Source organism: Psychrobacter sp. CX90 (assembly GCF_057396305.2).
In genome coordinates, this window is sequence record NZ_CM182008.1 from 1,226,922 (window position 1) to 1,246,585 (window position 19,664).

General features: G+C 38.9%; 16 protein-coding genes. 10 read left to right on the forward strand and 6 right to left on the reverse strand.

Features of this window, described 5'->3' with window-relative positions; genetic code table 11:
• Positions 1–36: 36 nt before the first annotated feature.
• A complete protein-coding gene (locus AC2SLN_RS04810) occupies positions 37–1,809 on the reverse strand; it encodes a phosphoethanolamine transferase (protein WP_486548434.1) in 1,773 nt (590 codons plus the stop codon).
• A 721-nt stretch (positions 1,810–2,530) separates the two neighbouring features.
• On the opposite strand from AC2SLN_RS04810, the gene AC2SLN_RS04815 reads away from it, so the two are divergent.
• The 5 genes from AC2SLN_RS04815 to AC2SLN_RS04835 all read left to right on the forward strand — a co-directional run bounded on the left by AC2SLN_RS04815 (position 2,531) and on the right by AC2SLN_RS04835 (position 7,717).
• Entirely contained in the window at positions 2,531–3,238 is a 708-nt protein-coding gene (locus AC2SLN_RS04815) for a TetR/AcrR family transcriptional regulator (RefSeq protein ID WP_486548435.1), read from the forward strand.
• A 576-nt stretch (positions 3,239–3,814) separates the two neighbouring features.
• Complete coding sequence (locus AC2SLN_RS04820; protein ID WP_486548436.1) at positions 3,815–5,041, forward strand: iron-containing alcohol dehydrogenase; 1,227 nt, start codon at positions 3,815–3,817, stop codon at positions 5,039–5,041.
• A 102-nt stretch (positions 5,042–5,143) separates the two neighbouring features.
• Positions 5,144–6,193, forward strand: coding sequence for an NADPH-dependent curcumin/dihydrocurcumin reductase (gene curA, locus AC2SLN_RS04825; RefSeq protein WP_486548437.1), 1,050 nt, complete (start codon positions 5,144–5,146; stop codon positions 6,191–6,193).
• Between the two features lie 206 nt (positions 6,194–6,399).
• Entirely contained in the window at positions 6,400–7,077 is a 678-nt protein-coding gene (locus tag AC2SLN_RS04830) for a type 1 glutamine amidotransferase domain-containing protein (protein WP_486548438.1), read from the forward strand.
• 10 nt (positions 7,078–7,087) lie between these two features.
• A complete protein-coding gene (locus AC2SLN_RS04835) occupies positions 7,088–7,717 on the forward strand; it encodes a glutathione S-transferase family protein (protein ID WP_486548439.1) in 630 nt (209 codons plus the stop codon).
• Between the two features lie 70 nt (positions 7,718–7,787).
• On the opposite strand, the gene AC2SLN_RS04840 is transcribed toward AC2SLN_RS04835, so the two are convergent.
• Positions 7,788–8,864 carry a WG repeat-containing protein gene (locus AC2SLN_RS04840; protein ID WP_486548440.1) on the reverse strand — a complete coding sequence of 359 codons (1,077 nt, stop codon included), beginning with the start codon at positions 8,862–8,864 and terminating at the stop codon, positions 7,788–7,790.
• 583 nt (positions 8,865–9,447) lie between these two features.
• Positions 9,448–11,118 carry a fatty acid--CoA ligase gene (locus tag AC2SLN_RS04845; RefSeq protein WP_486548441.1) on the reverse strand — a complete coding sequence of 557 codons (1,671 nt, stop codon included), beginning with the start codon at positions 11,116–11,118 and terminating at the stop codon, positions 9,448–9,450.
• Between the two features lie 566 nt (positions 11,119–11,684).
• Between AC2SLN_RS04845 and xseA the strand changes: the two genes are divergently transcribed.
• From xseA to htpX, 4 genes are all read left to right on the forward strand, one after another.
• Positions 11,685–13,202 (forward strand): exodeoxyribonuclease VII large subunit, encoded by a 1,518-nt coding sequence (xseA, locus tag AC2SLN_RS04850; protein WP_486548442.1) that lies wholly within the window; start codon positions 11,685–11,687, stop codon positions 13,200–13,202.
• A 53-nt stretch (positions 13,203–13,255) separates the two neighbouring features.
• Positions 13,256–13,525, forward strand: a complete 270-nt coding sequence (gene xseB / locus AC2SLN_RS04855) for an exodeoxyribonuclease VII small subunit (RefSeq protein WP_486548443.1) — start codon at positions 13,256–13,258, stop codon at positions 13,523–13,525.
• Between the two features lie 60 nt (positions 13,526–13,585).
• A complete protein-coding gene (locus tag AC2SLN_RS04860; protein WP_486548444.1) occupies positions 13,586–13,789 on the forward strand; it encodes a hypothetical protein in 204 nt (67 codons plus the stop codon).
• Between the two features lie 306 nt (positions 13,790–14,095).
• The gene (gene htpX / locus AC2SLN_RS04865) at positions 14,096–15,010 is read left to right on the forward strand and encodes a protease HtpX (protein WP_486548445.1); all 915 of its coding nucleotides are present in this window, start codon (positions 14,096–14,098) and stop codon (positions 15,008–15,010) included.
• Positions 15,011–15,086: 76 nt separating this feature from the next.
• Here the strand turns inward: htpX and msrAB are convergent, their stop codons facing one another.
• Entirely contained in the window at positions 15,087–16,784 is a 1,698-nt protein-coding gene (msrAB, locus tag AC2SLN_RS04870; RefSeq protein ID WP_486548572.1) for a bifunctional peptide-methionine (S)-S-oxide reductase MsrA/peptide-methionine (R)-S-oxide reductase MsrB, read from the reverse strand.
• A gap of 683 nt (positions 16,785–17,467) precedes the next feature.
• On the opposite strand from msrAB, the gene AC2SLN_RS04875 reads away from it, so the two are divergent.
• Entirely contained in the window at positions 17,468–17,887 is a 420-nt protein-coding gene (locus AC2SLN_RS04875; RefSeq protein ID WP_495057366.1) for a hypothetical protein, read from the forward strand.
• Positions 17,888–18,046: 159 nt separating this feature from the next.
• Here the strand turns inward: AC2SLN_RS04875 and AC2SLN_RS04880 are convergent, their stop codons facing one another.
• A complete protein-coding gene (locus tag AC2SLN_RS04880) occupies positions 18,047–18,922 on the reverse strand; it encodes an ATP-binding cassette domain-containing protein (protein ID WP_486548447.1) in 876 nt (291 codons plus the stop codon).
• Between the two features lie 85 nt (positions 18,923–19,007).
• Positions 19,008–19,658 (reverse strand): IS1595 family transposase, encoded by a 651-nt coding sequence (locus AC2SLN_RS04885; RefSeq protein WP_486548448.1) that lies wholly within the window; start codon positions 19,656–19,658, stop codon positions 19,008–19,010.
• Between the last annotated feature and the right edge of the window lie 6 nt (positions 19,659–19,664).

The window sequence follows — 19,664 nt, forward strand, 5'->3', positions numbered from 1 at the left end:
TTGTCGCTTTTATATTGTCGCTGCTGCTTTTCAGACTTAAAATAATACCGGCTTGTTCGCTACTTCCGCAGTACTGATATTAAAAAATTTGAGCAAAGTCGGTGTAATATAATCATGAGATACAGGCTTGTTTAATTGACGCGCTAAACTACTGCTATCAATATGATTTGAAGAAGGTAACCAGATAATTATGGGTACATTCTTTTGAGCTTTCGGAGCTAATTTATATGGCATACCATGTAAATAAATATTATTTTCGCCAAGACTTTCTCCGTGGTCACTCACATAAACCATTACCACATCATAATCCTCTTCATAGGGCTTTAATGTTTCGATTACTGTATTAAGAAAATAATCTGAGTAACGAATAGCATTATCATAAGCGTTTATAACTTCCTGAGAATCACATTTAGCTAACTCACTGTTTATACAAACGGGTGTATAGGCTTCAAAATCCTTTGGATAGCGCTTGTAGTAAGCTGGGCCATGATTGCCCATTTGGTGCAATATAATTAAGGTGTCTTGAGATGAATTGGCCTGTACTGTATTGGTCTGTGATGTATTAGCTTGAGAAATGGCTCCTGATTTTACCAAGTCGCCAAATCTATTAAGCATACCAATGTCACGGCACTCGATATCGCAGACTGGATTCGTCTTTGATGTCTTAAAGTCCTCATAGGTTACTCGGTCAGCCACACCTTTTGAGCTTGAATTGTTATCTCTCCAGATTACTTTCACGCCTTGCTTGCTTAAAGTATCCAATACATTTTCATTATACTTCGCTAAATCCATATCATAATCTCTTTGGTCAGCATAACTGAACATACAGGGTACTGAATAAGCAGTGGAAGTACCACAAGAGGTCGCATTTTTAAAACTATAGACGTCTGGATTTTTAGATAATAAAGGCGTCGTATTACGCTCATAACCATTTAATCCAATATGATCAGCACGCACAGCCTCCCCTACCACAAACACCATAAGTTTGGGTTTAGACGAGACAGGTAAACCATCTGAACTGCCACCATTACCGTCATTCGCCAAGACATGTTTGGCGTCAACTGCATGAGCGATTAAAGTATCCGGACGTTGCATGTCATTTATCAAATCAGTACCAAGCTTAATGGAAGAGTATAGGGGGGTTATGGGGTTGGCATAATAACGTATCTGTTTGTGCTCACGAAAAAAGCTTGCATATTGATCGCCAAAGGGAATAATACTAAACCCAATTAAGGCCAATGAGAGTAATATACCTGCACCCTTTTGTAAAACTGCCCATTTTAATGGAACTTGTTTTAATTTGATTTTAAATATAATAAAGGCAGGTAAGATACCTAATAATAAAATACGTATTAGAAATATTGGCGACAGTAAATCTGCTGCTTCAGCGTGATCAGTCTCCAGCCCATTTGTCAGCATATTAGAATCAAAAATAGTGCCATAGGTGTCAGTAAAATACCCACAAACTGCTGCAATAATTACCATGATTATTAAAACAGTTTTGACTGTATATTTATTGCTAATAAGCTCTAGAACTAAGCCTATCAAACCGAGCAATAGCCCTGCTATAGATACGAAAAAACCAAAATTGTATTGCAGCGGATAAGTATGGGTAACTTGACTAAAGAAACCTAGATTTGCTGTCATTAATAGATATACAGCCACTATAAATAACAATATATGGTAGTTAATGTCTCTCTTAAAACCAACGTGCTTAACCTTATTAAACAGTTGTTTTACAAAAGAGGTTTTGGAATGAGGTTCTGGCGATACAGAGTCAGTTTGCTTGGTTGTATAACGATTTAGCATGATCGAACTTCTCGAGATAGTTGAGATGTCCGTCAAAATAGCAAAAACAGTGTTAAGATAACGTTAAGATGCCATAGAGGGCTATAGGGGCGGTATAATAAAGGGTTACCTTAGCTTATTTCTGTTAAAAGGCTGGATATGTTAAATTAAAGGATTTGTATTGGTTTCTTAGTATCTAGCATTAGATTAAACGATTTAAATTTTTTATTAATGCTTATTATTCGTTAAGCAAAACTGTACCTAATTTCTCGTTTAGACCCTGTATTCATAAGCTAAAGTTAGGTAATTTTTATAATAAAATGAGACAATACAAGGCACCATTAAGTTAAATGCTTGGGTTGAATAGCCATTCTATCTATTTCATCCTACTTTTAACGAAGTAGCCGCTTATTTTAGGTAAAAATGGTTAGGGCGTGTGGAACATTCGCAAATTAGCACTGCTGATAGCTAAAATCGTTCCAGACTAGGCGCAAACTGACGCTAATGTCTAGACCTTGGCTAGGTTTGTAACAACGTCTGGGGTGATTTTAGTATCAGCCCGAAGGGGCGGGACTATTTTTTGCCAATATATGGCGAAATTTTCTAACTTAGAATGACTAAGCGTCAAAAATTTCACTGCAAATTGACTAAAAAATAGTCTCCGCCAGTGCCATGGTCGAATGTTCCACACGCCCTAATTATAGATTGTGAATATAGGTTCTTAAATATAGGATAATTTATTATGTCTTCTACCTCCGAACCCAATAGAGAGGATTCTAAAGTCGATAAATCGTCTGCGGATGAGATGACGTTGCCGCAAGCTAAATCCTTAGGCTCTAAACATTCAGGTTTTCTACAACCATCTCCCAATAATACGAAGTCTCATTTATTGGCCATAGGTTATCAGCTTCTTGCTAATAAAGGCTTTACTGCCGTCGGTATCAAACAAATATTGGATACCGCTGGTGTTCCTAAAGGCTCTTTCTATCATTATTTTGATTCCAAAGAAGCCTTTGGGGAAGCCGTTATCAATGGGTATTTCGAACATTATAAAAACCGTCTTGATTCAATATCTGCGCAAGACATCAGCGCGCAACAAAAGCTCTACACCTACTTTGAGTTCTGGTACAACACGCAACAGAATCAATGCGACCATGAGAAGTGCTTAGTGGTCAAACTTAGTGGTGAGGTGGCCGATATCTCAGACCCAATGCGTGATGCACTAGCCGGAGGATGTAAGCAGACCGTTGATTGGATAAGCTCGCAAATAGAAGCCGCTTGGGCTGAGAATTCGATACCTAAAATAAACGGATTAAGTGCTGATAGTTTGGCGAAGCGTTGGTATTATGCTTGGCTTGGTGCCAGTCTCATTGCTAAAACAAGTCAATCCAATTACCCTTTAGAAGAAGTATGGGAAATGACAAATCATGATTTGGGATATGGCGCTTAGTTCTTGATAGTGCTTTTAATGTCTATTCTGTTCTTAATGTTCTAAAAGTACTTTTGATTCATGATTGTACTTTTGATTTTAAATAAAGAGGTATATTAGTTTAAGTTATACCCCATCTAGAAATCAACCTATCAAGAAAAGCGATTGCAAGCATTACAAATAGTAGGTTTAATGAGTTTGACAGAAATAGGTTATTTCTAAAAAAGGGTTTTTCCATTTGCTAATGCTTTAAACGCTCACACAACTCTGCTCTAAATAACAGTTCACTACATAAAGCATTACTTAGTTTCTTATTCGGTTTAAATACTCGGTTACAATTATTATTACTTACTTACTAGACGACCGGTCTATTTTAAAGGTAAAATTAAAAGGTAAACTTAATCTGCTGACACAATCTCACATCGCTATTTAATAACGTTATACCAAATCTAGAAATTTACCTACCGAGGAAGGCGAGTACAAACACTACTATAGTAGGTTCAGTGAGCTTGACAAAGATAGCTTGTTTTATAGAAAAGGTTTTATATTTTTAAATAAACTTGTTCTTGACTAAATACATTAACGCTAGAGGTTTTTATGAATAACTTCCAATATTACAATCCCGTCCGTATCGTATTTGGGGAAGGCCAGATTGAACAATTATCAAAACTTGTACCTGAAAATGCGCGTGTATTAATAACCTATGGAGGCGGTTCAGCCAAACGTACGGGAACTCTTGACGAAGTCAAAACAGCACTTGAGTCTAATGGTAACCGTGAGATTTTTGAGTTTGGCGGTATTGAGCCAAATCCTGAATTTACTACCCTGATGAAAGCGGCGGATATGGTGAATCAGCACGATATTGACTTCATATTAGCAGTCGGTGGCGGTTCGGTTATTGATGGCAGTAAATTTGTGGCATTAGTGTCATCGTTAACAGAAGAAGATGGTAGTGTATCTCGTGATAAAGCGTGGGAAGCATTGACCAGCTATTGCAAAGATATTGATTCTGCCGTGGACTTAGGTACGGTATTGACCATACCTGCCACAGGCTCTGAGATGAACTCTGGCGGTGTCATCAATTATAGTGAGCGGCATGCTAAATTGCCCTTTGGTAATCCTCTGGTCTATCCAAAATTCTCAATATTAGACCCCACCAAGACCCTTACCCTACCTGAGCGTCAAGTGATGAATGGTATTGCCGATGCGTATGTTCACGTCATGGAGCAATATTTAACCTACCCCGTCAATGCCAAGGTACAAGATGCGTTTGCAGAGAGTTTGCTTAAAATACTCATTAGCGAGGGCTTGGCGGTTAAAGAGAACCCTGATGACCTTGAAACTCGTAAAAATATTATGTGGACGGCTACAATGGCGTTGAACGGTCTCATTGGTGCTGGTGTTCCTCAGGACTGGACAACCCATATGATTGGTCATGAGCTCACTTCGCTTCATGGCATCGACCATGCTCGAACGTTAACGATTGTGTTGCCTTCGGTTATGCGTGAGCTTAAAGAGAGCAAAAAAGAGAAGTTAATACAATATGCACATAATGTCTGGAATATCAATATAGAGGACGACACATTAACCGATGATGAGATCATCGAAAACGCTATTATCTATACCGAAGAATTTTTTAAAAACCTTGGTTTACCTATCAATCTAGTGGATGCTGGACTGGATGACACAGCGATTGAGCCTATTCTAAAACAATTAGAGGAACATGGCATGGTGACACTTGGGGAACATAAAGCCAATGACTTGGATGTCTCACGTCGCATCTTACAAAGAGCAGCAGGTACCGAGTCATCGGACAACGCTTAAGATCAAAACTAATCTTAAATCCTAATACAACTCAGAAAACAAATCATAAAACAGCTCTTAAAACAGCTCTTAAGAATAATCACTTTAACTAGGATAATAATAATGACATTTGCAAACACCCAGTCAAAAGACAGCAACCGCCAAATTAAACTGGCCAGCCGTCCTCATGGTAAACCCACTGATGATAATTTTGAATTATCAACAACGGAAATTCCTATTCCGAACGATAATGAGATGCTGCTGCGTACCCTTTACTTATCACTAGACCCTTATATGCGGGGTCGTATGAGTGATGCTAAAAGCTATGCCGATCCTCTGCAAATTGGGGATATAATGCTGGGCGCTACCGTCTCACAAGTGGTTGAGTCAAATCTCGATAATTTTAAACAAGGCGATATTGTTATCGCGTATTCTGGATGGCAGGATTATAGCGTGAGTGATGGCGAAGGCGTCTATAAACTAACCAATGACATGAGCCATCCCTCTTACGGTCTTGGTGTGCTAGGTATGCCAGGATTTACGGGCTACATGGGTTTAACGGATATTGGCAAACCACAAGCAGGTGAAACCTTGGTAGTAGCAGCGGCAACAGGCCCGGTGGGCGCCACCGTCGGTCAAGTCGGCAAATTGCATGATTTAAAGGTTATCGGTGTCGCTGGTGGTGCAGATAAGTGCAAATATGCGGTTGAAGAATTAGGCTTTGATCAGTGTATCGATCACTATGCCGGTGACTTTGAAGAGCAGCTAGCAGCAGCTTGCCCAGATGGTATTGATATTTATTATGAAAACGTCGGTGGCCGTGTCTTTGATGCTGTATTGCCTCTACTCAATGCTCACGCACGTATTCCTGTATGTGGATTGGCTGCTCATTACAATCAGACTGAGTTACCAGATGGCAAGGATCGCTTAAGCGTATTGATGAGTACGATATTAAGACAACGCATAACCGTTAAGGGCTTTATCATATTTGAAGAATATGGCGACCATTTCCCTCAATTTTTACAAACCATGGGAAAACTGGTCTCAGAAGGGAAAGTTAAGACCAAAGAACACATCATTGAAGGGCTAGGTAATGCCCCTCAAGGTTTTGCCGATATGCTAGAGGGTAATAACTTTGGTAAAACAGTGGTCAAGGTTGCTGATCCTGAATAAATGAAATCATAGTGACGTCAATAAAATGTTGATTGATACCAAATTTAGAAATAGACCTATCAATCAAAGCGCGTGCAATCGCTACGAATAGTCCGTTAATTGAGCTTAACCGACTCTTAAAAGGATAGGTTATTTTATAGAAAAGGTATAAGAAGATTCTGATCACTTTTAACCGAATTAAAAACAGATAAATAACAAGGATTATTATGAAAATATTGATGGTACTGACTTCACATGACAAGCTTGGAGATACAGGCAAACAAACGGGCTTTTGGTTAGAAGAGTTTGCTGCACCCTATTATGCTTTTAAAGATGCTGGGGTAGATATCACGTTAGCGTCGCCTGCTGGTGGTCAACCACCGATTGATCCAAGCAGTGATACAACAGATGCTCAAACTGAATTTACAGATCGCTTTAAAGAAGATACAGCGGCTCAAGAACAACTAGCGACTACTCTTAAACTAGAAGATATCAACGCTAAAGACTACGATGCTATATTCTACCCCGGTGGCCACGGCCCAATGTGGGACTTGGCTAATGACAAAAAATCGATTTCCCTAATTGAAGACTTTGTGAATACAGCCAAACCGGTTGCTTTTGTTTGCCATGCGCCCGCTGCCCTTAAAAACGTTAAAGTCGATGGCGAATACTTAGTTAATAATAAGAAAGTAACAGGCTTTAGCAATACCGAAGAAGAAGCAGTTGGCCTAACTAATGTTGTTCCTTTCTTGCTTGAAGACGCTTTGAAACAAAATGGTGGTCTTTACGAAAGAGGTCCTGATTGGCAGTCATACGTTGTAGATGATGGCTTATTACTGACTGGTCAAAACCCTGCTTCATCTGAAGAAGTTGCCAAAAGACTTATTCACAAACTTCAAGCTTAAGGAGCCCTAAATGATTAAATTACACCATCTCAATCAGTCACGTTCATTACGCATATTATGGTTATTAGAAGAGCTCGGACAGCCTTATGAAGTCGTGAGCTACCAGCGAGATGAAAAAACCCACCTCGCTCCAGCTAGTCTAAAACAAATTCATCCTTTAGGTAAGTCTCCTGTCATTGAACTTGATGGGCAGGTTATTGCTGAATCTGGTGCAATTACACAGATTTTAATCGACCGTTTTGCGACGGATAGCTTGCGCCCTGCTCTTGAAACTGAAGAATATAATCAGTATGTACAGTGGATTGAATTTGCCGAAAGCTCACTAATGGTTCCGTTATTACTTGAACTGTTTATCGAAAAAGCTGGCGTAACTGATAATGAATTTTTATCAGGATATATTGCCCAAGAAAAAGACAAACTACTGAGCTATCTTAATGATGCTGTGGAGAGTAAATCTTTTATCGTTGGCGATAAGCTCAGTGGTGCGGATTTTATGTTGTCCTTTGACCTTATCCTGTTAAACCAGCATGGCCAGTTAGATGACTATTCGAACATCAAAGCCTATGTTCAGAGCTTGGCTAAACTTACCAGCTTCCAGCGCGCTATGGCACTTGAGGCAAAGTACGATACCTCAAAGTAGCCCTACTCACTGTCACATTTATAAAAAAACAGCTCCTAGTGAGCTGTTTTTAGTTTTGAGTCATTATTGGCTAACAACTCACTCCATTACCTTTGGTATCGATACACATTTTTTTGCCATTTTTTAAATTACCTATCCAAGCTTTACCTTCTTTGAAAACGAAGGGCTGTTCTCCAGTAGTCCCTTTACGATCAATGCCAGACTCTTCAAAACGAAACGGGATTATTAACTCGCCTGCCAAATTGACAAAGCCCCATTTGTCTCCGAAACGCACACCGGCGAGACCTTCTGAAAAGGGGGTAACTTGCTCAAATGAAAATGTAATCATTGGCACACCGTTTCGATCAATGAACCCCCACTTCCCATCTCTTTTCTCAGGCTGCCAAATTTCGCTTCGCCCTAAGGAGCTATTGGGTATCACTTGGCGATCACTATTTTGATAACTTTTATTTTGGGAGTTTTGAGTTAGATTTGGAGTCTCTAATGGGGTCTTGGTAGTGGGTTGGCGTATATTTGGATTTGCTGTTCTTCTAGCATTAGTATCAATCCAGAAAGTTTCGTTGACTTTGACCACTTTTGCAACACCAGCACTAAAATCAGTAATGGTCTTATAACTGGATGAAAAGGGTAATATGACGTTATTATTTGCACTAATGATCCCAAACCCTCCTCGCTTTTTAACGATTATTCGATCGTTATTTGCTGCACGCGCCCATCCTTGAGTATTAGGATCTTGCATGATCGGATCATAGATGGCAGGCACAACTTCACGACCAGACATATTTACATAACCGACCCTACCTGCACGCTGTACGGGCATGATACCGTTTTTCAGTTTACTCACATCAACTTGTGAATAACGGGATAAATCAACCGCTCGGTTGCCCTGTTTATTAATCAGGGCAACGGGTGCGCCCGAATCTTTAACCGCTAAAAAGTACCGACTACTTGCGGTACACGACACATTTTTATAGTAACTCTTAGGAATATTGCAGGCATGAGCTGGCATCGCTACTGCCTGTAAAGAAAGAAGCGCAGCAATACTATAAAAAAATGATTTAGCGAATTTTAAGTTGCGATTGCGTTTAACCGCCATTATGTGTTTTTTAGGCGTTAATTCAGTGTTTTTAGCTAATTCAGTTTTCATAGAATGTTCATTCAACTAATTTGTATTTTTAAAATCTGTCATAATATATTCTAAAACCGAGTGATTTTACTCATCACGTATTAATATATAACCACTGTTACTTTAGAACAACTGCTAATCTAATACCGAGGATGTAGAAAATAGCAAATATTTGAAACTATAACCATATTATTTAGATGAAACCCTTCTAATGAGTAATGAAAACCCTAAAAACTACATTATTGATTCATGTTAGAAATATTATAGAGATATTGAGCACCTTCTTTTAAGATCAATAAATGATAAACATAAGCACTAACACCTATAGAAGACTATAATCGCAGACATCAACCTTTGAATTTCTATAGGTCTATGAGTCTATATATTATCCTATAGGGCAGTAATTGGATGTTGAGGTCAGCAATTGATTTAGCTTGCTACATTTCAAATTAAGCACTTTAATCATTACAAAAAAAAGTCGCAACATGATTCAGCTACGACTTTTGAAATAATGGCTCTTTGAAAAATAGTGTCGCTGGAGAAGATCAATAAGACTCAGTATAAGACTTCAAAGAAATGAAATAAAGTAAAATAAAAAGACGACTTATATTTCGCTTTGACCAGCATATAACTCACGCATAAGTTTTTTGTCATGTTTGCCGACTGAGGTCTTAGGTAATTCAGCCACAAATTTAAAATGCTCTGGTATACCGTACTTTGGAATCATACCTTTTGCCGCAGCTTGCTCTGCTATGGCTCTAATATCTTCAGGCTTGGTGTCCTGACAATCATGCTTTAGTACAATAGCCGCAAGTGGGCGCTCTCCCCATTTGGCATCACGCACCCCAATAACAGCCACATCAGCCACTGAAGGGTGTAAGGACAAAATAGTTTCTATCTCTAAAGAAGAAATCCACTCTCCCCCTGTCTTAATCACATCTTTTAGGCGATCCGTAATTTTTAGCATACCCGCTTTTGTTATAAAGGCAATATCTTGGGTATGCATATAACCACCCTCCCAAAGCTCATCTCCCGCATCGGGGTTTTTAAAATAACTTTGGGTTAACCAAGGTGCACGCAATACTAATTCGCCAGTTTGTTCGCCATCCCGCTTCAGCTCATTCCCATCATTATCCCAAACCTGAGCTTCGACCATCATGACCGGTTTACCTGTTAAACAACGGCGTTTTATATCTTCCTCCAAGCTCATTTCAGGGTCATCAGTACTAAACTCAGTAATACTAATAAGAGGAGCAGTCTCAGACATACCATAGCCCGTATAAACCTCAATACCCGCTGACAGTGCCCTTTTAGCAAGTCCTTCAGTCAAACGTGAACCACCAATAATCATTTTAAGACCATTGAATTTTTTACCTTCCACCCTTGCCTGCTCAAGCACCATTTGCAAAATCGTCGGCACGCAATGAGTAATACTAACGTTTTCTTTATCAATTAAATGCATCAACTTCTCTGGTGTATATCGACCAGGATAGACTTGTTTTAAACCCAGCATAGTCGCAACATACGGAAATCCCCATGCCATCGCATGAAACATAGGTGTCATTGGCATATAGACATCTCCAAGTACCACCCCTTGCTTTTGCGGTAGTGACCCTAAAGTGGCGGCTTCCGCTAATGTATGTAAAACAAGCTGCCGATGACTAAAGAAGACCCCTTTGGGGTTACCGGTGGTACCTGATGTATAAAAGTTAACCGCTATGCTATTTTCATCAAAATCTTTAAACTCAAACGTATCACTTGCGGTGTTAAGTAGCGCTTCATACTCGCCAACCACCCTTGATTGATTATTACCAAAAAAACCATCACTGCTCACACCATCGTCATCAAGCCATATAATATGCTCAATGGATGAGTTCTCAAATTGGTAGTCTTTTACTAAAGGGGCAAACTCCGAGTTTAACAGCAGAACTTTGGGTTTAGCATGATTAATGGTATACAATACTTTTTCTGGAGATAAGCGTATATTGACAGTTTGCAAAACATATTGCGACATTGGAACTGCAAAATAGGTTTCTAAAAACCTTGGTGTATCCCAATCCATCACAGCAATAATATCACCTTTGTCAAGATTTAAACTATCAAGTACATTGGCTAATTTTGCTATACGCGTGAATAACTGGCTATACGTCATTCGCTGCTTATCAGCGAAGATAATTTCTTGGTTTTGTGACGTAAGCTTGCAGCGATTTAGGAGTTGTTTAATAGTAAGGGGAAAGTGATAGGCTTGTGACGCTGGGGCATAATTAATATTCATGATATAGTCCATTATTTCATAAATTGAGCTTAGATTGATTATAGAAAAAAGCGCTTTAGAGGATTGCGGGCTGTTTTAAACCATTCGTTTTGAACGTTCAATTTGAATTCAGTAATGTATCTAAAGGGCCGCCAAAATCCGTTTATTCTTTAATTAGCATAATGAACTACCACTATGATGTAAAGCCGCCTAATTTACTAGATAGTATCTATTATCCCATGATTCAATTTGCTATTATCATCTTTCTTTGAGCTACAAGGGTTAAATGTATTAAATATCTACGACTAAGCTACAGTTTAGTGACTTATTAAATGACTACTTATAATGACTACCTATCTATATAGTATGCTCATTTATAATACATAATGACTTATATTTATTTAATGACTTATATTAAATTAATGATTACTATGCAACCTTTATTGACCTTCTTTAGCACTTAAATCTTATACGAATTAAGACTTTGGGAGAAGTAAAGGTATTAAACTATTTTGTCATTTATTTAAATTTTACCTTATTAGAACCCTTATTTCTCATAACCCATTTTTTATATTAATTAGCCTTTTATGCCAAAGCCAGATTTATCACGCCTTAACTCACTTTCATCTGCGGATACTGCTTTTGAATCAGCACATTATGCCCTAGATGAATTGAGCCCTTCTTTAGACGATGACCTCGAAAATACGGTTTTAAGACTCAGTGATTACTTAGCAGCTATTGAGCTTGTAGTCAAAGAAACATTCAATCACAGCGTTTGGGTTAAAGCAGAGATACGTAATTTATCAAGTAAGAATGGACATTACTATTTTGAGCTAGCAGAAAAAGATGATAGCGGTAAAGTCGTCGCCAGTTGTCGAGGTAACTTATGGAAATTCAAAGCCACTAGAGTTCTTAGTAAATTTGAGCGTGCGACTGGTATGCCACTAGAGCGCGATGTTACGGTGTTACTCAACGTAACGGCTACCTTTCATTCTCTTTATGGGTTTTCGCTTGCTATCAATGATATCGATCCAAGTTACACCATTGGCGACCTAGCCCGACAATATGCGGCAATGCTTGAGCGGCTCGGCGGCGAGGGTTTATTAAACCTAAATAAGCAGCTTCCTGACCCCTTTGATATTGAACATGTTTTGGTCATAGCGCCCGAGAAAGCAGCTGGTCTTGGAGACTTTCGTGCAGATGCCGATAGATTACAAGCAAGCTCAGCTTGTCATTTTCACTATCATTACGCTACGTTTCAAAGTAACACTGCACCTACAGAAATTCGCCATGCCATTACCAGAGGAATGTTAACGTTTAAAAAAGACTATGGTAGGCTACCTGATCTTATGGTTATCATACGGGGTGGCGGTGCTGTTGGTGATTTAGCCTATTTGAATGATTATGAACTTGCCGCCTTAGTGGCTGAACAGCCTGTACCCGTTTGGGTGGGCATTGGCCATGAACGAGATAATGTTATATTAGATGAAGTGGCGCACACAAGCTTTGACACCCCCTCAAAAGTTATCGCTGGTATTACCAATCACTTAGCGCAACTGATGCATCAAACGCAAAGCTATGTTGATAATATTTACCGATTGAGCCAACAACAACTATTAAATGCCAATCGTGCCTCAGAACGTCAATTTAGCACCATTCAAAACTCAAGTGTTCATAGCTTGCAACGATGGCAACACTTAAGCGACACGCATTTTAATACCGTTAAACAGCATGCTAAATTTCAACTGCGCGAAGTATCTGTTAACTCTCGTAATTATTTCAATCACATTCAAAAACAAGCTTACGCAAATCTTGAGAAGTACCAATCAAACCTTAACTTATATCATGACTCAATAAGAAGAAATAGCTATCAGCTAGTGTCTAGTACCGCAAATGATTTACGCCATTATCAACAATTAATACTTATTCAGCACCCTAACAGTCAATTAGATCAAGGGTATGCCTTAGTTAAAGATAATAACAATACTTATCTAAGCGGTATCCAAAGCATTAATAAAGGCGATTTTGTCAATGTAATGATGAAAGATGGCCAATTTTCAGCAGTAGTGACCAGCGTGCATATTACGCCTCATGACTCGAAGTGACCTTGTCTGCCAAACACAAAAACTTATCACTATTAATATATAAGGGTTCCCCTATGGCATCACGAAAAAAAATAGCCCCTAAAACCTTTAAAGCGGCCTATGCAATTTTAAAGAATAATGCCGAAGAGCTGCAAAACTCAAATGAACCAGATATCGATAATTTAATGACCACGGTTGAGCAGTCCATTGCTGCCTATAAAGTGTGCCAAGCTCGCATTGAAGCTGTTCAGCAAGCACTTGATGCCGCTTTTAATGAAGATATTGAAACTGAAAGTAGCAGCAATACCTTAAATAACAGCGAAAATGAAGTTGAGCAACCCTAATCGATATGTTTATCGCTGAGGTTATCTATTTATAAGCTTATGACAGGAAGGGTACTCTCAATGCAAAGCACTTTATACCTTGCTATACTGCCGATTAGTCTGGGTATGATTACCTTTGTATTAAGCCTTATCTGTTTTTTCGGCTATTTAACCAGCGATGACACTCTTACCAAACGTCAGCTTTGGCCTTGGTTTACTAAGCTACTCTTGCTGGCTTTTTTGTTGCTCAGTATAGGTGTATTTTTTACGACTAGACACTTTTAATCGGTAAATTTAATCAAAAGGTTGTCTAATCAGTTAATTAAGGATAATTGACTGATAGACCTCTAAGAATTGTCATATATTTTGTTTGGTTTCTTGAGTTAGTAATATGATTTAGTGACATCATTTAGCGATATTATTTAATTAAAATATAATGTTACTGATACGATGAGGCTCCTCATGTTTTCATCAAATAGTAGAATTAATTTGATATTTTGATTTATCCCCCCATCTATATACTCTATATATTTCAACAGCTAGGCTCATTTTTATAATGTTACCTGCAAAATTTAAAAGGAAATTAGCGTAATGATGCGTATTGGATTATTTTTATTGACAAACTTAGCAGTAATAGTTGTCTTCAGCATCGTATTTGGTGTGTTATCCAAATTTTTTGGTATTGGCGGTGTACACAGTGCAGGCGGACTAAATTACACTAGCTTAGCCATAATGTGCGGTATCTATGGCATGGTTGGCTCAATGGTATCATTGTTTATCTCGAAATGGATGGCAAAAAGGTCAACGGGTACCGTTGTTATTGAAACACCGAGTAATGCTACTGAAAAATGGTTAGTTGATACAGTCGCAAGGCAAGCAAAAGCTGTAAAAATTGATATGCCGGAAGTAGGGATTTTTAATAACTCACAACCAAACGCTTTTGCCACAGGTTGGAATAAAAATAAAGCCCTTGTTGCTGTCTCATCAGGTTTACTGCAAAGCATGACGCCGGATGAAGTTGAAGCAGTATTGGCGCACGAGATTGGTCACGTGGCAAATGGAGATATGGTTACTCTTGCACTAATCCAAGGTGTGGTCAATGCCTTTGTTATGTTCTTTGCTCGTATTATCGGTAGTTTTGTTGATAGAACAGTATTTAAAAATGAAGGCAATGGCCCTGGTATTGGTTACTTTGTGACCAGTATGGTCATGGATATTCTACTTGGGTTTTTAGCGTCTGCTATCGTTATGTGGTTCTCACGTTTACGGGAATTCCGAGCTGACGAGATGGGCGCAAAACTGGCCAGTAGAGATAAAATGATTGGTGCCCTAAACGCCCTTCGTCCTGCTGAACAGCTTCCAGACCAAATGCCTGACAATATGAAAGCTTTTGCTATCTCTACTGGTCGAGCTCAGGGATTCAGCATTGCTAATTTATTCCGCTCTCATCCTTCATTAGATGATCGCATTGACGCTTTAAAGAAACATAATCCCAGTAAAGCCTAATTTATGCTTAATTAGGATAACGAAGTTTGAATCTCTATAAAAATGCCGCTAAATCGTTAGCGGTATTTTTTTAATCTTATTTTACTCTATCAACAAAAACGCCATAACCAGACTGTGGCATCTTATCGACAGGAATAAACTGTAGCGCACCACCGTTAATACAATAACGTAAACCAGTTTTATCTTTTGGACCATCGTTGAATACGTGTCCTAAGTGAGAATCAGCCACACGAGAACGCACTTCTGTACGTACCATGTTATACGCCATATCTCTATGCTCGGTAATAACCTGCGGGTCTATGGGCTGCCAAAAGCTCGGCCAACCACAGCCAGAATCATACTTATGGGTGGATAAGAACAAGGGTTCACCACTTACCACATCCACATAGATACCTGGCGCAAATAAATGATCGTATTCATGGCTAAAAGCGCGTTCTGTCCCCGCCTTTTGAGTAATCTCATACTGCGATTTGGTCAGCGTATTTTTTAGGGCATTTTTATCAAAATTTGCATAGCGCTTAGGATCTAAAGCAGCTTGGATGGTATTGGCTGGTGCTAATTTAGGCGCACTACTGCTACCTGAAGACTGTACTTTATCATCAGCCAAGCTTAAGTCTATATGACAATACCCATTGGGGTTTTTAGCCAAATAATCTTGATGATACTCTTCCGCCATTGAAAAATTATTTAAAGGTTTATTTTCAACGACGATGGCCTTATTGTATTTAGGCTTAATCTGTTTCAGGGCTTTGTCTATCGCTGCCTTGTCTGAGGCATCGGTATAATATATCCCTGTACGATACTGAACGCCCCTATCATTGCCTTGTTTGTTCAAACTGGTAGGATCGATTACTCTTAAGTAATACTTGAGCAGAGTTTCTAAGTCAATCTTATCGGCGTCATAAACTACTTTCACAGTTTCAGCATGTCCAGAGCCAGCAATCACTTGCTCATAGCTCGGGTCTGCAATACTAGGGTTACCATTAGCATAGCCTGAAATGGCATCGACTACCCCATCGACACGCTCCATATAAGCTTCTAATCCCCAAAAACAGCCCCCAGCAAGGTAGATGGTTTTAGTATTTATTGGGGCGCCCTCAGAGTTATAGTAAACGCCATTTTTGCTTTTTGTGTTTTCTGGCTTCGCAGTCGCCGTCACGGTATTGCCAGCGTCGGGCTTGGCTTTACTATTTTTTAAATCCTTAAAGTCATTTGCTGCATTTTCAGCCAGACCATAAGCCTGTTGTTCAGTTAGATTACCTTTAATCAAGCGTACCAAATTACCCTGCTTATCTAAGATAGCCCAACTTGGATAGACTTGAACGCCCAATTGCTTAATGAGGTTTCCAGAGTCATCAATGAGTACAGGAAGCTTAGGATAATCAGCCTGCACACCGGAATACCATTGTTTAAATTCGGCAGTTTCCTTTTCATTTAAATGTCCAGGACTGGCCACGGTAATAACATTTAAACCTGCAAAAGCTTTATCATTTCGCCAACTTTCTGTCTCTTCTAAAGTCCCCAGACACAGTGGACACCAACTCGCCCAAAACTTCACTAAAGTAGGCTTATTAGGATCTATTACCGTCGCACCTGTATCGCCTAAACCAGCCGTCAGTTGCGGAAGTGTTTTTAATTGATTCAATAACTCACTCGGCAACATATCGCGGCTATTGGTAATGCCTTGATTTAGCTCAGTAGTCGGCTGAGCGGTATTATTTTTACCATTGTCTGCGCTGCTTATTTGCCCGCAAGCCATTAATGATAATGCCATTACGCCAAAAAGCCCAATCTGGCATGGCGCATTTAAAGAAAGCGTTTTTTTTTGCAATGATGAGGTTTTAGATGGAATAGATGTCAATTTTGAGTACATTTTTTTTGAGTACATTTTTCGCTGGGTTGGCATAGAAATCTCACTAAATCAGAAGGGTAATACGAGTAGCGCTATCTTAGGCTATGAATCATAAGTTATGATAGGTAGTGTCTTATGACCTTATAACAGACAGGCTTATATTATATACATTTATAAAATAGTAGTCAGTTGCATAAACTTTACGGGATATATCCCAAAGGTACAGGCCGGTTTAATAAGCTTTGAGTTAGATAATGGTATAAACAGCTGAATATAAGGCTATAAGCAACTGAATAAAGAGGTCATTTGAATGTAAGCCTACAAGGTTTAAACATTTTATAATAGGGTATTATGGCTTACATATCTTCGAATTCAACGCTTATTTTTAAATTACCCGCTAAATTTATCGACATTTTTGCAAGACGCACTCCATTTCCGTATTGAGGCTATGCAGCGCTTAATTGATGATCCGAATACACCAGAGAACGAATTAGCTAAAATAGATTATGGCAATGACTAGATGATTTTAAAAAGTGTTTCGGATGAGCTAAAAAAACCAAGTAACCTGCTTGAAATAGAAGCTGATTTTCATCGACTAAGCCAAAGTGCTAATCATTCCGAGTGAACCTGACAACCTTTTGGACAATCCGTTCCGTTTTTATAGCAAACATATTATGTTTGTGTTTTCAGCAAGCTCTTATTTAGCAAGCTCTTATAATGACGCTATGGCAGTTTGCAATCAGTTTTTGGGCTTTGCTCCTTATAAACCAATTCCTTATAAACCAATGCCCTACATCATCGTTGCTTCTCAGATATATCGTTTTACCGATGAACATGCGATAGAGCATGAATTAACAACAATATTGTATCAACCTCAACAATTTGACATGACTTGGCAATGTGACTGCCATATCTTAGGCTATGGGGAGCAAATTTACCCAACCATTAAGGCTGTAGACAGTACTGAAGTCATTAAACTAGCCATAGTAGCCCTAGACCCTAGAAGACTGGGTTCGTCAGTTTGAGCTCGATAACCCCATCTTACAAGCAAGTGATAAAGTGTCAATTTAACTGAATCAAATCTAGTCTATTGACCTATTGGCCTATTAAATAATGGATTAATGGATTAATGGATTAATAACGATAGTGACATAGCCTGCATAGAGAACTACGGATATAATGATTTAATGATCGGCCATAATAAAACGTTTTACGTACTCATCAACTGGACTATCGCGAAGCTGATCTAATGTACCCGTTTGTACTAGACGCCCCCCATTTAAAACACTTATTTTATTACCAAGCTTTATGGCCTCATCAATGTCATGCGTAATAAATACGATCGTTTTATTGAGTTTTTCTTGCAGCTTTAATAACTGGTCTTGGAGCTGTCCACGTATTAAAGGGTCTAGTGCTGAAAAAGCTTCATCCATTAATATAATCGGCGTATCAACCGCTAGAGCACGTGCTAAGCCCACCCGCTGCTGCATACCGCCAGACAATTCATCAGGATAACTGGATTCAATACTCTCCAACCCCACTTCATTAAGCCAGTAACGTGCAATATCGTGTCTTTCTGCTTTGGGTATTTTTCGAACTCTTAGCCCATAAGCTACATTTTGTACTACCGTCATATGGGGTACTAAACCAAAATGCTGAAAAACCATGCTGACATTATCTTGACGAAATTTCTGTAATTTTTTATCGTTTAAATTCAGTATGTTAATAACATTTTTATTATTTATCCTCTCATTTACTGAGACCTCAGAATCGTCTATTTCATCAACACAATCCACCCAAATCTTGCCTACCGTTGGGTCAATCAATCGGTTAATATGACGCACTAATGTTGATTTACCAGATCCAGATAACCCCATAATACAGTGGAGCTCCCCTTTATCAATGCTGAGGTTTACATCATATAATCCTACAGAATATCCTGTCCTCTCACGTACTTCTGTGCTGGTCAGTCCATCCTCAAGCATAATCAGCACTTGGCTGGCTTGCTTCGGATTCGCATTAAACACCTTGCTCACATTCTCTAAATGTATATGGCTCATGATAGGACTCTTGTACAAAATTTATTTTAAATCAAGACATTGAAGAAAATTATACTTATTAATTTTTAGGGGCTGTCCTAGATAACTAGTTCAAACCCTGTTTAACCCATTGTTTTAATTGCAATAATTGCGACTTTGGGTCACTGTGATTAAATCGCCACTCACACTCCTTTAAATAGAGGTAAAAATGCTCTTTTGGAACACCGTTAAACTTACGTAAATGCCGTTTAGCTTGGTTCCAGAAGTTCTCTATGCCGTTAATATGGTTTTTATCATTAACAAAGGTTTTAGAGTGGTTTATACGATAATGAGTAAATTCACTGACATCTAATGCGTTGTAACTTTTAAATGAGTCAGTGTAAACAATGCTATCAGGCTTTACCTTTTCTCTTATGATTGGGATCAAGGTATCTGCTTTAGCATTAGGTATAATACAGGCGTAAACCTTGCCATTACGCTTTAATAGGCCAAACACGGGGATTTTACTACCAGCACCTCGTCCTCGTTTGCCTTTACGGGTTCCGCCAAAGTATGATTCGTCTACTTCGATTTCACCTTCGAATAGACCAGGCTCTTGGCTTTTCTCGTAAATAAGCAGTCTTAGCCTATGAAAGTAATAACTGGCTGTGGTTTTGTTAACACCGACTAAGCTTGCTGTTGTTCTTGCTGTAGAACCTGCAACAAATAGTTCGATTAGTCTGGTTTGTTTATACCAACTTAGTTTACTCTTTCTCATAGTGCT